We start from the raw sequence: 14,025 nt of genomic DNA, 5'->3' as shown, positions 1-14,025 counted from the left end.
GATACAGGAAATGTTTTCAGCGGGAAGCGGCGCCGAGAATCTGACTTGTATAGCGGCGGTATGCCGCCTCCCACGCTTCTGTATCTTCCGGTACATACGTTTTTTGAGGGAAGGAAGCTTTGATCGCTTTTCGGGCGCTTTGAATATCCCAAAACATGTCGAGCGCGATAGCCTGTACGGCAATGTTACCGATGGCGCTTGCCTCTGCCGGTCCGGCCCACACATCTCTGGCCAGTACATTCGCCGTGTATTGACAGAGCAATTCATTTCGAATCCCTCCGCCCGCCATGTGAAGTCCGTCATATTCTTTTCCTGTCAATGTTTCAATCCGTTCAAGCGTGAACCGGTATTTAAATGCAATACTTTCCAGCACACAGCGGATCACCTGTCCGGGCGTTTCCGGCACGTGTTGTCCTGTTGCACGGCAGTACTCCCTGATCGCTTCAGGCATATGCACGGGATTGAGAAACACCGGGTCATCCGGGTCAACTGCCGACCTGAACGCTTCCGACTGTCCGGCAAGTTTGACAAGCTCGGCGCTCGAATAGCTGCTCCCGTCTTTTTCCAAATCCGCCTGACAGCGCTGGAACAGCCACAATCCCATAATGTTTTTTAAAAAGCGGAATGTACCGCCGGCACCGCCCTCGTTTGTAAAATTCCAATCGAGCGCCTGTTTTGTCATCAGCGGAGTGTCAAGTTCGGTTCCGATCAGCGACCAGGTGCCGCATATCAAATATGCAAAGTCATCCGTTTCAGCGGGAACGCCGACAACTGCAGAAGCCGTGTCATGTTCGCCGACGGCAATAACCGGTACGGCAGGCACCGACAATTCGCTGCACACTGATTGTGACAGCCTCCCCGCTTCGCTTCCGGGTTTTGCTATATCCTTTGGAAAAAGATTGGCCGGGAGCCCCATAAGGCTGATGAGCTCCCAATCCCAATCTGACGTTTTCGGGTTGAACAGCTGAGTTGTCGTCGCATTTGTAAACTCGCTTTTTTTCTCGCCCGTTAAAAAATAGCGCAGCAAATCAGGAATCATTAAAAGCGTTTCCGCGTGTTCCAACAGCGGAGAATTCGCTTTTTTCAGCGCCCGGAGCTGAAAGATGGTGTTGAACGGCAAAAGCTGAATACCGGTTCTGGAAAACAGCTCTTCTTTTCCGATTTCATTCAGCACCTCCCGCATCATTCCGTCCGTGTAAGGGTCGCGGTAATGAAAAGGGTTCCCTATCAGCTCTCCGTTCCGATCGAGAAAACCGACATCAACCGCCCATGAATCGATGCCGATACAGCTGATTCGTCCGCAGCCGTTTTTCGCCTTTAAAATGCCCTGTTTGATTTCATGATACAGCCTGAGAATGTCCCAATAAAGGTGTTTTCCTGCCTGAACGGGCTGATTTGGAAAACGGTGAATTTCCTCCGCTTTGATCAGACAGCCGTCTACATGACCTGCATAAGCTCTGCCGCTCGACGCACCAAGATCAAAAGCGAGAATCGTCACCAGCTTGCACCGCCTTTACCGCGTGCCAGTATTTTTTCCGCATACCCGCTTTCCGCATAAGCCTTGAGCGGATCAGGCGGAACGTTCATTTCCTCCCGCACGGCGTAAAGGAGCGGTTTGACGTCAATTTCAAATGCTTCGCGGATCGCAGCCTCTGCGGCAAGCACGTCATGATCTTCCTGCGCTTTCTTCACATCTTCGAAGTTGATCAAAAGCGCTTTTGCAAATTGAGTCTGCACATTCATGACTGAGCGCAGCACAGCCGGGATTTTCGGTTCGAGATTATGGCATTGATCAAGCATATACGAAATATGTTCGGCCGTCTTCCGGACATTCGGGTCGGAATCGCGGCAGGCGTCCAAAATTTGATAAAAAATGAGAAACAGTTCGTACGGGTTGTGCGCGCCCGCGATCAAATCGTCATCAGCGTATTTGCGGCTGTTGAAATGAAAGCCTCCGAGACGTTTTTCGTCAAGCAAATAAGCGACAATGTGCTCGATGTTCGTCCCTTGGGCATGGTGCCCGGTGTCGACGAGCACCTCGGCCTTCGGCCCGAGCTTTTGCGCCAAATTGTAAGCCATCCCCCAATCCGCCAGGTCTGTATGATAAAAAGCCGGCTCAAAAAACTTGTATTCAATCAAGAGCCGCATATCATCGTCAAGCGCTTCGTATACTTCAGCCAGACACTCATACATCCAGTTTTTCCGTTTTCTGATGTCGCCCTGACCGGGATAGTTGGTTCCGTCGGCAAGCCAGAGGCTGATTTCTTTGGAGCCTGTTTGTTTTGCAATATCGACGCATTCGAGCAATTGCTCGGTCGCTTTTTGGCGAATGTCCGCTTTAACGTTTGTGATGCTTCCGAATTTGTAGTCATCGTCCTGGAACAAGTTCGGATTCACGGCGCCGACGGCAAGGCCAAGCTGCTCGGCGTGCGCTTTCAGCTTTCCGTAATCATCAACTTGATCCCACGGAATATGGATGGCGACGGAAGGACAGGTTCCGGTTAATTTGTGAACGACTGATGCATCTTCCATTTTTTCAAACGGATCCCTCGGTACGCCCTCTTGCTGAAACACTTTGAAGCGCGTGCCCGAGTCCCCGTATCCCCATGAAGGCGTCTCGATTTTAAGCGCTTTCAATTTTTCCTTTGCTTCAGAAAGGCTGATGCCCCTGTCTTTCTGCTGTTCTTCAAATAAAGCGTAAGCCCGGTCATTCATCATGTACACCCATCCCCCTTGTTTTTAACGGATATGCCATAGTTGACATTAACGCAAGTTCCGGCTGGGTTGTGTCCAGCCGGCTGTACTGGACGATCACAGGTACATCGCTTGCGATCTCGATCGCATAAGGCACATTTTCAGGAATGCGTTCTCCTGATCGGTGCAAAGAACTTGTGCGAATATGCTTTGTTCTCTTGCCATGAACCGTCTCGAGAATGTCTTCGAGCGGCGGACGGTCTTCGAAGTATACTGTGATCGAAAGGTTTGCGTCTTCTTCATGGCAATTTAAAACACAAATGGCTTCATGGCTCGTCAAGCTTCCGGAACTTTCCGGAGGAATAAAACCGTCCGGTATGATCCAATGGGTCTCGCCCTTCATCTCCCTTTTCCCCCTTTGTTTTCTGAAAGGGCAGCCGAAGCCGCTCCTTTCCAATTACCTTGAAAATGCGGCCGGCACTCCCCCGTCAACCGTCAACATGCATCCCGTCGTTTTTGCCGTTTTTTCTGAAGCGAAATAAGCGATCGCTTCGGCGATGTCGGCGGGATAAATGTTGACGGAAAGAGTCGTACGTTTGCGGTAATGCTCTTCAAGCCGGTCGGGTTCAATCCCGTAGGCGGCGGCTCTTTCTTCGCGCCACTTGGAGTCCCAGATGGCCGAGCCTTGAAGCACCGCATCCGGAAGCACTGAATTCGCGCGGATTCCATACGGTCCGCCTTCTGCGGCGATGCATCTCGCCAAATGAACCTCAAGCGCTTTTGCAGAGCTGTATGCCGAAGCGTTTTTGCCTGCATAAACGGAATTTTTCGAGCCGATAAACACCATGCTGCCGCCTGACTCCTGTCTTTTCATTTGCTTAAAAGCTTCTCTGGCGACGAGAAAATATCCTGTTCCGAGTACATTCATATTCAAATTCCATTCTTCGAGCGTCGTTTCATCAAGCGGGCTGGATGTCGCAAGCCCCGCATTGTTGACGAGGATGTCAATCCCGCCGTATTTCAGAGCGATTTCCTCGAAGGCCGCCTGAACGTCCTCTTCTTTCGTCACATCCATGCGGACGGCGGAAGCTCGTTCTGCACCGTACTGTTCATTAATCTCTGCGGCTGTTTTTTCTGCGCCTTCTATATTAATATCAGCAACCGCAACATGCGCACCTTCTGAAGCAAGGCGGAAGCAGGTCTCGCTGCCGATTCCGCCCGCTCCCCCCGTCACAAATGCGATCTTGCGGGAAAATTCGGCTTCCGGCGGAGCAAGCGTTAATTTATAAAGCTCAAGCGGCCAATATTCAACATTGTAGGATTCTTCCTCATTGAGAGATACAAAGTTTCCAAGGACTTCCGTTCCCTTCATGACAGCAATCGCCCGCCGGTATAAATCTCGGCTGACCTTTGCCATCGCCAGGCTTTTACCTGCTGCCACCATGCCGATTCCCGGGATTAGCATCACGCGCGGCGCCGGTTCAAACATCTCGTCTCCTTCACGCCGGTTTCGTTGAAAATAGGCGGCATATGACTCTTTAAACCTAGCAATCTCGGTTTTGATCTGTTCGACCAGCTTCTCTGTGTCCTGTTCAGCGGGATTCCACGGAATATAGGCAGGCGTCCGCTTTGTATGCACAAGGTGATCCGGACAAGCGGCGCCGACCTGTGAAAGCGACGGAGCGCGCCTGCTGTTCGTGAATTCGAGTACATCGTCAGCATCACACCAGGTGAGCAGCATGCGTTTCTCTCCTCTGACAGCGCCGCGGATAATCGGCAAGATATCGGCTAAAATCCGTTTCCGCTCCTCCGGTGCAAGCGGCTCGACCATCTGTCCGCCAAACGGCTGATGATCTTCTGAACGGCTTTTAATGTATGCTTCCGCTTCGCGAATCACGGCAATCGTCTGATCATAGCTTTCTTTCGCCGTTTCCCCCCACGTGACGAGTCCATGCTTCTCCATTAAAACAAGCTCTGCATTCGGGTTGTTTTTCACACCTTCTGCTATCATCTTCGATAAAGCGAAGCCCGGTCTGACATAAGGCACCCATACAAAGCGGCTGCCGAATATCTCCTCTGCGATCTCTTTTCCATTATCAGCGCAGCAGATGCTGATGATCGCATCTGGGTGGGTGTGATCGACATGCGGAAACGGCAAAAAAGCATGAAGAAGCGTTTCGATCGACGGCCGCGGGTGCTTTCCGTCCATCATGCAATGGGACAAATATGCCGTCATTTCTTCATCGGTCATACTGCTCCGTTCCATCAGCGGACGAATATCATCGAGCCTCAGCCCGGTAAATTGGCCCGCTGACATCGTCGCCAAGTCTGAGCCGCTGCCTTTCACCCACATCACCTCGATGTCCCTGCCCCTGAAATCCTTTTCCGTCGTTTTCATCGATGTGTTTCCCCCGCCCCAGTTGCAGACCGAGCGGTCAGAGCCGATCAGGTTGGAACGGTAGACGAGTTCGTCAAGACCCGGACGCAGCGATGCAGCCTCAGTTTCTGACCATAAATAATCCACCATACGTATCACTCCGTTTTTGTTTGTTTATTTTTGAATATGTTTGTTTTAAGAGTAACATATTTTGTTTTATTTTGTAAGCGCTTTTTCGGAAACTCTTTATGATAGAGCTGTTCCAATCGGTCTATAAATAAAAAACCCCCAACAGCAAGCGTTCGTCGGGGTCAGGAATGTGGAATGTTTTAACCTTTGATTGTGAAAATAAAATGTCAGATTTCAAGAAAGCGCTGGCATCATGTTGATGGCGCTTTTTGTGCCGCCGGCATACCGTTTTGGGAACATATTGACCCGCTACAAACGGTTGAAAATCGGCTTTTAATCTTTTAATATGTAAACTCATGTTTTTTAAAAGGAGGGGTCAGGATGAAAAAAACACTGCACGCACCAGTCAAACTGATCATCGCAATTTTTATGATTTGCACATTTTCTATCGGCTTTACAGAGTACGTCGTTATGGGTATATTGACTTCCATTTCAAAGGATCTCTCTGTTCCGATTTCGTCTACCGGCTTATTGGTAACGGCATACGCGGGAAGCGTCTGTCTGACGGGGCCGATCGTCACCATATTATCTGTAAAAATGCCGCGCAAACCGGTATTGCTCGGCTTGATGAGTGTGTTTGTACTGTCGAATGCGCTCAGTTTCCTGGCACCGAACTTCACCGTTTTGTTGATCTCAAGAATCCTATCCGCATCCATTCATGGTGCATTTTTTGCAACGACGATGGTGTTCGTCAGCGAAATGGTACCGCCCGAAAAGCGGGCCGCCGCTGCCGCTTCAATGAACGGCGGCTTGACCATCGCCCTGATGCTCGGCGTTCCGTTCGGTTCTTATTTAGGCGACCTTTTCAACTGGCGGATCGTCTTTCTGATGATCGCCTGCCTCGGATTGATCGGCCTCGCCGGCATTTGGCTGACGGTGCCGCACAGAAAACCGAAAGTCGTCCCTAAATTGATCCATGAATGGGATGTGTTTAAAAATAAACAAGTTCTTTTCTCTTTTGCTATCACGATTTTCGGCTATTCAGGCGTATTCATCGCCTACACGTTTATTGAACCGATGCTGCGGCATTCTGCCGGTTTCGGCAGCCTCGGCATTACAGCCGCCCTTTTCGCCTACGGATTTGGAGGAGTCGTCGGCAATTTCTACGCCGGAAAGGTGCCGTTTCACCTGTTAACCCGCTCCATGATCGGCGTGATGATCGCGCTCATGGCGATCCTTGCGGCCTTCCCTTTTGTCAGCGGACACCCTGCCGGCGCCATCATCGTGACGTTTTTATTCGGAGCCGGCGCTTTCGGAACGGTGCCCCTTTTGCAAACAAAGGTCGTGGCTGCGTCTGAACACGGAACAACGATCGCCACCTCTGTCAGCATCGCTGCATTTAACTTGGCCAACGCGCTCGGGGCATGGATCGGCGGACTCATTCTTAATGCGTCAGAGTCCTACACACACCTTGCCACAGGCGGTGCGCTTATGACCATGTGCGGACTGATGCTGACGATGTTCGCCTTTGTGTCTGAGAAAAGACAAGTGAAAGAAGAAATGTGGAGAACGGATCTGTAATCAAAAAAGCTGCCCGGTTTTAAGACCTGGCAGCTTTTTTGTTTGGTTCTTGCAACGTCTTTGTGTGAGCTGCTTTTCGCATGACCGCGATCATCAAAAGGGCGGCCGCGGCATAGACGATGCCGAAGCAGCCGAAAACGAAAACAGAAGATGACATTCCTAATAACACGCCTGATATAACTGGACCGCAGGCCATTCCCGTATACCTGATAAAATTAAACATGCCCATCGCACTGCCGCGATTCTCCTCAAACTCATTTGCCATCATCGTAGAGAACAGCGGCGGGATCAGCCCCATCGTAACGCCGAAAAGAACGAGGGCCGCCGACATGGCGAAAAGTGAAAACGAGTGGGTAAAGCCAAAACAGACGACGCTGCCCGCGGCGGTCAGATTGCCGATCAGAAACAGGCGTCCGAGTGATACTCTCTTTTGTATCCACTTAAACAGCACGCTGCCGGCAACCGTACTGACGGCTATCGGCAAATACAGCAAGCCGACGATCTGCAGATCAAGGTGATAATGATCAGTCAGCAAAATCGGCAAATATACGATCACTGAAAAATAAATAAAGAAAAGAAGATAGCTTAATATCAAAACGGCATTTCCCGTCCTGTTTTTGAAAATGTCCTTATAATGCGACAACAGGCTGCCCGCGCTGAGATTGGTCTTTTTCTCCGCATGGCTCTGCGGAAAGCAAAACGCATTTCCGAAAAGCAAAAGAACAGACAATACCGTCAAAAACCAAAAAATCCCCGGATAGTTATAGCGTTCCCCGATAAAACCGCCGAGAATAGGCGCCGCTGCCGGTGCAAGGGAAAGCAGCATTTGATAAGTCCCCATCGCACTGCCCCGCTTCGTTCCCTGGAACAGAGATCCGATTGTGGTTGCCGCAATTAATGGAAGCGCAGCCGTCCCCAAAGCTTGCAGCACCCTGAAAAAAAGAAACAGGCCAAAGTCCCGGGCGACGGCGCAGCCGATTGTGGCGATGACCGTTACGATCATGCTCGCCATCATCACAAACCTCGCTCCTTTAAAATCGACAATTGAGCCGACAATGATCTGCATCACAGCGGTAATGAAGATGAACAGCGAGACGGACAGGTTGACCATCGATACAGAAACGTGAAACGAGTCTCTGATTAACGGAATGATGGGTGAATAAATATTTTGATTCAACGATGCGAAAAAGGCGCTGATACATACAAAATACATAATGAAAGAAGCATTCAATTTCATTGGTCTCATGTCAAACCGCCTGCCTTATTTTTGTTTATTCGTTAACAATCATCCCAATATTGTTTACCAGTTAACAATAATAATTGTAGATGACTCCTTTATCAATGTCAACGAACATTTCTTATTGCAGCTTTAAAGTTTTTTACATATTTTTTACTTATCGGGTTCCTTTACTCGAAAAACGCCTTTAAAAAAGGTTCATTCTGATCAAAATTCCTCAGATTTGCAAAAAACGTTACGAATATTTTCATATTTTGAATTTGAATTGTGTTGACAGTTGGAAAAGTTAGGGATAAAATGACTATTGTTTACTAGTGAACTTTTATGCTGTACCTTGCCTGATTTTGAGCTCAAACTCTTGCTCTGCTTTAACAATTGAACAAATGCGACACCCCTTCATCATGACCCGCACCATCGCTGTATTCTTCTCGATTCATCGTGAAGTTGAAACCAGCCTATTCCCAGCTCGATAAACCGCACGTATCCATCATTGATTGCAAAAGAAGTCATTCTATGTCCGTTAAGGAGGAAATCAATGACAGAGCTTACAATGGAGAGCAAACACCGGCCATTCAAAACTGAAACTCTTACCCGAAACTGCAATGAAATACTAAAACGCAGACGCCATGTTCTCATTGGCATCAGTCCGTTTAACAGCCGATTTTCCGAAGATTACATTCATCGGCTTATCGGCTGGGCCGTCCGTGAATTTCACCATGTATCCGTGCTTTTAGCAGGAAAGGAAGCAGCCAACCTTCTCGAAGCGCTTGGCACCCCGAATGGAAAGGCCGAACGGAAAGTCAGGAAAGAAGTCTCACGGAACCGGAGATTCGCTGAAAAGGCGTTGCAAGCGCATGGCGGCAATCCCGAGGCCATCCATACATTTTCCGATTTCGCGAACCAGACCGCATACCAGCGTTTGCGGATGGAAGTCGAAGACGCCTTTTTTGACCAGCCGCATTTTCGCAAAGCCTGCCTGGAGATGTCGCATGCGGCGATACTCGGACGGGCCCGGGGCATTCGGATGGATGTCCGGGAGGTCAGCGCCGCCATGCTGGAGCTGGCTGTTGAATACGTCATCGCTGAACTTCCGTTTTTCATCGCCGCCCCTGATATTTTAGGCGTCGAAGAAACGCTTCTTGCTTATCACCGTCCATGGAAGCTCGGCGAACAGATCTCCCGAAATGAATTTGCCGTCAAAATGCGCCCGAATCAAGGATATCTTATGGTTTCCGAATCGGACGAAAGTGTGGAATCTAAAAGCATGCAGGAGGAACGAGTATGAATCAATCGCTAAAAACATTCAGCGTGTTGTCAGAACAATATCACGAGAATCCGTATCAATATTTCTCATACCTTCGCGAATCTGATCCCGTCCATTATGAAGAATCGCTGGACAGCTATTTTATCAGCCGCTACCAGGATGTGCGCCGCGTGCTCCAGAATCAGGACGTCTTTACAACGAAATCGCTGGCCAAACGGGCCGAGCCCGTCATGCGCGGACCTGTGCTCGCCCAAATGAAAGGCAAAGAGCACACGGCGAAAAGGAGAATCGTTCTGCGCCGTTTTATCGGAGAATCCCTTGATCACCTCACGCCGCTCATTAAAGACAATGCACAAAGGCTATTGGCCCCTCATCTGGAGAAAGGGCGGATCGATCTTGTCAATGATTTCGGGAAAACGTTCGCCGTTTGTGTGACGATGGACATTTTAGGTTTGGACAAGAACGACCACCAAACAGTGAGAAACTGGCACAGCGGCGTCGCCGATTTCATTACCAGTTTGAATCAGGCGCCTGAAGACCGGGAGCATTCCCTCAAATGCAGTGAACAACTCGCTGAATATTTGAATCCGATTATCGAGGAAAGGCGCAAAAACCCCGGCCATGATTTAATATCCATCCTTTGCACTTCCGAATACGAGGGAGTGGCGATGTCTGACCGGGACATCCGCGCGCTGATTCTCAATATATTGCTTGCCGCCACAGAACCGGCGGACAAGACGCTCGCATTAATGATTTATCATTTGCTTCATCATCCCGATCAAATGAATGACGTGCTGGAAGACCGCACGCTCCTGCCTCAGGCCATCGCAGAGACGCTGCGCTACAAGCCGCCGGTGCAGCTCATTCCGCGCCAGCTTTCACAAGACGCGGTGATCGGCGGAGTCGAGCTCAAAGAAGGGACGACTGTATTTTGCATGATAGGCGCGGCCAATCGCGATCCTGAAGCGTTTGAGAAGCCAGACGAGTTCAACATTCATCGCAGCGACCTGGAAGTCAAAAGCGCATTCAGCGGCGCAGCCAGGCATCTCGCATTCGGTTCAGGCGTCCACAACTGTGTAGGAGCGGGGTTTGCGAAGACGGAAATCGAGCTTGTCGCAAATATCGTTCTGGATCAGCTGAAGAATATCCAGCTGGAGGAAGACTTCGTTTACCGCGAGACAGGCCTTTACACGCGGGGCCCCGTCTCGCTCAACATCAGGTTTGACGTCAAACATTAATCTTGTGAAAAAGCCTTCTCCTCCCGAGAGGAGGCTTTTTCAATTGCCGCCTCACTGATCTTCGCCAGCTCTTCAAAATCCTCCTTACCTTCGATCGCATGTGAAAGTTCGTGGCATTGAACGATTTTAAAACCATTCATTTTAAACATCGCGATGATTTCAATTCTCCCCCGGTCTCCGTTTGTTTTGACAACATTGACCGTATACCTGACCGCTGCGCTTTGCAGTCGCTCGTCAAACAAAAACTCATGAAAGGGCGACACCGTTATGGTGCGGGCAACCTTTTTCAGCGTCCTCATGTGATCTTTAAACTGCACAAGGTCAATTTGACTGCCGTCAGTTACTTGAACATAATTCTCGCTGAAATAATCGGGAATTTTTTCAGTATTCATTTCACTCAAGATGTCCTGATACATGCTGCTTAAAAACTGTTGGGCTTCACTTTTATTCATTCGCTTCTCCTCTTGATTAAATGTGTTTTGACCATTCGTTTAAAAAGCGGATGACGGTTCCCAGCTCGGATTCGGAAAACCGATCAAACAGCTCGATATAGCGCTGCTTTGCAATTTCGTGCATCCTGTCATGAACGTCGGCCAGTTTCTTCCCCTCGTCTGTTAATGTGTAATACAATTCTTTGTTGTTGTTCGGTTTTTTGTGCGATTCGATCATCCCGTGCTTTGTGAGGACACTGACCGCTTTTGTCACTGCCGCTTTTGATATTTGAAGTTTTGCTGCCAGGAAAGCGTTGTTGACGTCTGCCTCGTTTTCGCTGATAAGCGAGATCATGTGAAGCTGGGTCAGTGTCCAATGCTTCCGGATGCTGTCGTCTTCTTGAAAAGCTTCCTTTACGAGCGTCTGCTGTTCATGCTGAGCCCGCTTTTCTCTTTTGAGAATAAAATCCTGAACGGCTTGAAATGCTTGCTCATACGTCTTGTTTTCCACGATCATCATATCCTTTCCATTATCGTTAACCGGTTAACTATTTAATAGTTTACCAGTTAACAATAATAGAAGCAAGCAAAAAGCATATGATGCAGAAAAGATCCGCAGCATATGCTTCCCTCATACTTGAAGAGATAACACGTGCTTTTCAGTCCAGGCCAGAAGCTTCAGGTCCTGTTTGCGACCGGCGATGAATGAAAGCCCCAAAGGCTCGCCATTTTTTGCCGGTAGCGGAACGGTGATCTGCGGAAGCCCGCCGAGCCCGGCAATACACGTCAGTTTCATCGTGCGCGCCCTTCTCTCATGTAATTCGTTTTCCGGCAGCCCGCGGAGCGGCGGCGTGCCGGGAGCAGTTGGAATGACGAGCAAGCCGTCTTCTGCGAGCCATTCCAACAGTCTCCTTTTCACCGCTTCCCTTTTCATAAACACATGCTCATAATCGCTTTTCCTAAGACTTGACGCCCATTCAAATCGTTCTGCGATTCCAGGGCCGAACACCGGATTTGTACACTCGATCCAAGCTCCATGCTCCTCCCAAATATCCAGGGCCTGCAGCACCCTGAACATTTCCGCCCATTCCGCGAGGCCGCCGTCAGCGGCAACGCACCAGTCGAATTCGCCGTCTATCAGGCTTAATGCATGAGCGTATACTTGTGTCCGGTCGCTTTCTTCAAGCAGGTTCCACGCCTCTTTTTCAAAATAAATCCGGTTGAAACAGGCCCCTGCCTCCTCCTGTCCGCTAAGCAGGACGCGGCCTGCAGCATGAAGAACGCCGATATCTTTTGACATCCATCCGACGGTGTCAAAGCTTTTCGCCAGCGGTATGACACCATTAACCGGCACCTCGCCGTGCGTCGGCCGAAATCCGAAAATTCCGCAGTAGGAAGAAGGGATTCTGACAGAACCCCCGGTGTCTGTCCCAAGAGCAAAATCGGCCATACCGGAGGCTGCCGCCACGGCCGAACCGCTTGAAGATCCTCCAGGAATGTTGTCCTTTGCACAAGGATTGACAGGCGTTCCATAATGGACATTTTCTCCGTCAAGGCTGTACATCAGCTCATCCGTGTGTGCAACACCCTTAAGCCTTGCCCCTTCACGCAGCAGCAAGTCAACGGCTTCCGCGTTTTTTTCGGCAGGTTCGTGCGTCCTCAGCCAATCAGGGTTTCCCGCCGCATTTGTATGGCCTTCTACAGCAAACACATCCTTTACCGCAAACGAAAGGTTTTTCAAGCTTCCTTCAACTGATGCCGGCTCGACAGCCAAATCCCTGTTCATAAAAGAGCCCCAATCATGCTCCATTTTCAAAATCCCCCTTTTTTGTTTTTAACGATAACCGGACACCTCTTCAAATTGAACAAAATTGTGACAAAATCTTCCGTTCCCCGGTTGAAAAAGGTCTTTAGGTTTGTTCCTATAGGCAAACAGGGTAAAATAAAGGTGTGTTAATTACATATTAAAAACGAACATGGGAGAGGAGAATGAATGGTGAACAAGGTTCGCACAGGGATATTAGGATACGGTTTGTCAGGATCGGTGTTTCATGCGCCTTTATTATCGGTGTTAGAAGATTATGAGATTCGGAAGGTGATGACTTCGAGGAAAGAACAAGTCAAACAAGACCTCCCCGAAGCGGAAGCCGTCAGCTCGATCGAAGACATCACAAATGACCCGGACATTAATCTCGTCATCGTCACCACGCCGAGCGGCCTTCATTACGAAATGGCGAAAGAGTGCATCCGCGCCGGAAAGCATGTCGTCCTAGAAAAACCGATGACGGCAACGGCGGAAGAAGCGGAAAAGCTCATTAATGCCGCGAAAGAAAAAGGCGTGCTTCTCAGCGTCTACCACAACCGAAGATGGGATAACGACTTTTTGACGATCAAACAGCTCATCAAAGAAGGGCGCCTCGGTGATGTCAACACATTCCACGCTTCCTACGACCGGTTCCGGCCGAATGTCAGACAGCGCTGGAGAGAGCAGAAAGGGCCGGGCTCAGGCGCACTGTACGATTTGGGTTCACACTTGATCGATCAGGCGCTTCATCTATTCGGCATGCCGAACAGCGTCACCGCTCAAGTGACCGCTCAAAGAGCCAATGCGGAAACAGACGATTATTTCCATGTCGTCCTTCACTATGATCAGCGCCAAGTGATTCTCCACTCAGGTTCGATTGTTCCGGCCAACGGACCCCGCTACCAAATCCACGGCTCAAAAGGAAGCTTTATTAAATACGGTATCGACGGCCAGGAGGATGCACTCAGAGCGGGTCAAAAACCTGCAGGCGATGAGTGGGGAGCCGATCAACCCGAATATTACGGGGAACTGGCCACAGTTGAAGGCGACGAGGTCATTAAGGAAACAGTTGAAAGCATCCCGGGTTCATACTTAACCTATTACAAGCAGCTTGCTTCAAGTATTCTTGTAGGCGGCAGTCTGCCTGTCACGGCTGAAGAAGGACGCGACGTCATCCGCATCATCGAAGCCGCGCAAAAAAGCAGCGAAACGAATCAAACGGTGTTCTTAAACAAATAAAACAAAACCGCGGATCACGTCCGCGGTTTTT

General features: G+C 49.6%; 12 protein-coding genes. 4 read left to right on the top strand and 8 right to left on the bottom strand.

The window, feature by feature from the left end:
• Positions 1 to 16 precede the first annotated feature (16 nt).
• Genes MST20_RS10965 through MST20_RS10950 form a run of 4 tightly spaced genes read right to left on the bottom strand, consistent with a single transcriptional unit; the run spans position 17 to position 5,221 of the window.
• Complete coding sequence (locus MST20_RS10965; protein WP_243942140.1) at positions 17 to 1,498, bottom strand: rhamnulokinase; 1,482 nt, start codon at positions 1,496 to 1,498, stop codon at positions 17 to 19.
• Positions 1,495 to 2,715, bottom strand: coding sequence for an L-rhamnose isomerase (rhaI, locus tag MST20_RS10960; protein ID WP_243942565.1), 1,221 nt, complete (start codon positions 2,713 to 2,715; stop codon positions 1,495 to 1,497). The genes MST20_RS10965 and rhaI overlap by 4 nt, the downstream gene beginning before the upstream one ends.
• A complete protein-coding gene (locus tag MST20_RS10955) occupies positions 2,708 to 3,097 on the bottom strand; it encodes a sensory rhodopsin transducer (RefSeq protein WP_243942138.1) in 390 nt (129 codons plus the stop codon). Before MST20_RS10955 ends, rhaI begins: the two co-directional genes overlap by 8 nt.
• A 54-nt stretch (positions 3,098 to 3,151) precedes the next feature.
• Positions 3,152 to 5,221 carry a bifunctional aldolase/short-chain dehydrogenase gene (locus MST20_RS10950; protein WP_243942136.1) on the bottom strand — a complete coding sequence of 690 codons (2,070 nt, stop codon included), beginning with the start codon at positions 5,219 to 5,221 and terminating at the stop codon, positions 3,152 to 3,154.
• Positions 5,222 to 5,581: 360 nt separating this feature from the next.
• On the opposite strand from MST20_RS10950, the gene MST20_RS10945 reads away from it, so the two are divergent.
• The gene (locus MST20_RS10945; RefSeq protein WP_243942134.1) at positions 5,582 to 6,781 is read left to right on the top strand and encodes an MFS transporter; all 1,200 of its coding nucleotides are present in this window, start codon (positions 5,582 to 5,584) and stop codon (positions 6,779 to 6,781) included.
• Between the two features lie 19 nt (positions 6,782 to 6,800).
• On the opposite strand, the gene MST20_RS10940 is transcribed toward MST20_RS10945, so the two are convergent.
• Entirely contained in the window at positions 6,801 to 8,027 is a 1,227-nt protein-coding gene (locus MST20_RS10940; RefSeq protein WP_243942131.1) for an MFS transporter, read from the bottom strand.
• 526 nt (positions 8,028 to 8,553) lie between these two features.
• On the opposite strand from MST20_RS10940, the gene MST20_RS10935 reads away from it, so the two are divergent.
• Both MST20_RS10935 and cypX read left to right on the top strand, forming a co-directional pair.
• Positions 8,554 to 9,303 carry a tRNA-dependent cyclodipeptide synthase gene (locus MST20_RS10935; RefSeq protein WP_243942129.1) on the top strand — a complete coding sequence of 250 codons (750 nt, stop codon included), beginning with the start codon at positions 8,554 to 8,556 and terminating at the stop codon, positions 9,301 to 9,303.
• Positions 9,300 to 10,520, top strand: a complete 1,221-nt coding sequence (gene cypX, locus MST20_RS10930) for a pulcherriminic acid synthase (protein WP_243942127.1) — start codon at positions 9,300 to 9,302, stop codon at positions 10,518 to 10,520. The genes MST20_RS10935 and cypX overlap by 4 nt, the downstream gene beginning before the upstream one ends.
• Here the strand turns inward: cypX and MST20_RS10925 are convergent.
• The 3 genes from MST20_RS10925 to MST20_RS10915 form a co-directional block, all read right to left on the bottom strand.
• Entirely contained in the window at positions 10,517 to 10,972 is a 456-nt protein-coding gene (locus MST20_RS10925) for a radical SAM protein (RefSeq protein WP_105979781.1), read from the bottom strand. The genes cypX and MST20_RS10925 overlap by 4 nt on opposite strands.
• 16 nt (positions 10,973 to 10,988) lie before the next feature.
• Positions 10,989 to 11,468 carry a MarR family transcriptional regulator gene (locus tag MST20_RS10920; protein ID WP_243942125.1) on the bottom strand — a complete coding sequence of 160 codons (480 nt, stop codon included), beginning with the start codon at positions 11,466 to 11,468 and terminating at the stop codon, positions 10,989 to 10,991.
• Between the two features lie 114 nt (positions 11,469 to 11,582).
• Entirely contained in the window at positions 11,583 to 12,761 is a 1,179-nt protein-coding gene (locus tag MST20_RS10915) for an amidase (RefSeq protein ID WP_243942123.1), read from the bottom strand.
• Between the two features lie 183 nt (positions 12,762 to 12,944).
• Here MST20_RS10915 and MST20_RS10910 point away from each other — a divergent pair, with 183 nt between their 5' ends.
• Positions 12,945 to 13,994, top strand: coding sequence for an oxidoreductase (locus MST20_RS10910; RefSeq protein ID WP_243942121.1), 1,050 nt, complete (start codon positions 12,945 to 12,947; stop codon positions 13,992 to 13,994).
• The last annotated feature ends 31 nt before the right edge of the window (positions 13,995 to 14,025 follow it).

Source organism: Bacillus sp. B19-2, assembly GCF_022832475.1.
Classification (GTDB): Bacteria; Bacillota; Bacilli; order Bacillales; family Bacillaceae; genus Bacillus; species Bacillus paralicheniformis.
This window is presented reverse-complemented; position numbering and strand designations above follow the sequence as displayed.

Coding starts and splice junctions, on each gene's coding strand:
- rhaI (WP_243942565.1), bottom strand. CDS start 2,715: ATGAATGACCGGGCTTACGCTTTATTTGAAGAACAGCAGAAAGACAGG.
- MST20_RS10955 (WP_243942138.1), bottom strand. CDS start 3,097: ATGAAGGGCGAGACCCATTGGATCATACCGGACGGTTTTATTCCTCCG.
- MST20_RS10950 (WP_243942136.1), bottom strand. CDS start 5,221: ATGGTGGATTATTTATGGTCAGAAACTGAGGCTGCATCGCTGCGTCCG.
- MST20_RS10945 (WP_243942134.1), top strand. CDS start 5,582: ATGAAAAAAACACTGCACGCACCAGTCAAACTGATCATCGCAATTTTT.
- MST20_RS10940 (WP_243942131.1), bottom strand. CDS start 8,027: ATGAGACCAATGAAATTGAATGCTTCTTTCATTATGTATTTTGTATGT.
- MST20_RS10935 (WP_243942129.1), top strand. CDS start 8,554: ATGACAGAGCTTACAATGGAGAGCAAACACCGGCCATTCAAAACTGAA.
- cypX (WP_243942127.1), top strand. CDS start 9,300: ATGAATCAATCGCTAAAAACATTCAGCGTGTTGTCAGAACAATATCAC.
- MST20_RS10925 (WP_105979781.1), bottom strand. CDS start 10,972: ATGAATAAAAGTGAAGCCCAACAGTTTTTAAGCAGCATGTATCAGGAC.
- MST20_RS10920 (WP_243942125.1), bottom strand. CDS start 11,468: ATGATCGTGGAAAACAAGACGTATGAGCAAGCATTTCAAGCCGTTCAG.
- MST20_RS10915 (WP_243942123.1), bottom strand. CDS start 12,761: ATGGAGCATGATTGGGGCTCTTTTATGAACAGGGATTTGGCTGTCGAG.
- MST20_RS10910 (WP_243942121.1), top strand. CDS start 12,945: ATGGTGAACAAGGTTCGCACAGGGATATTAGGATACGGTTTGTCAGGA.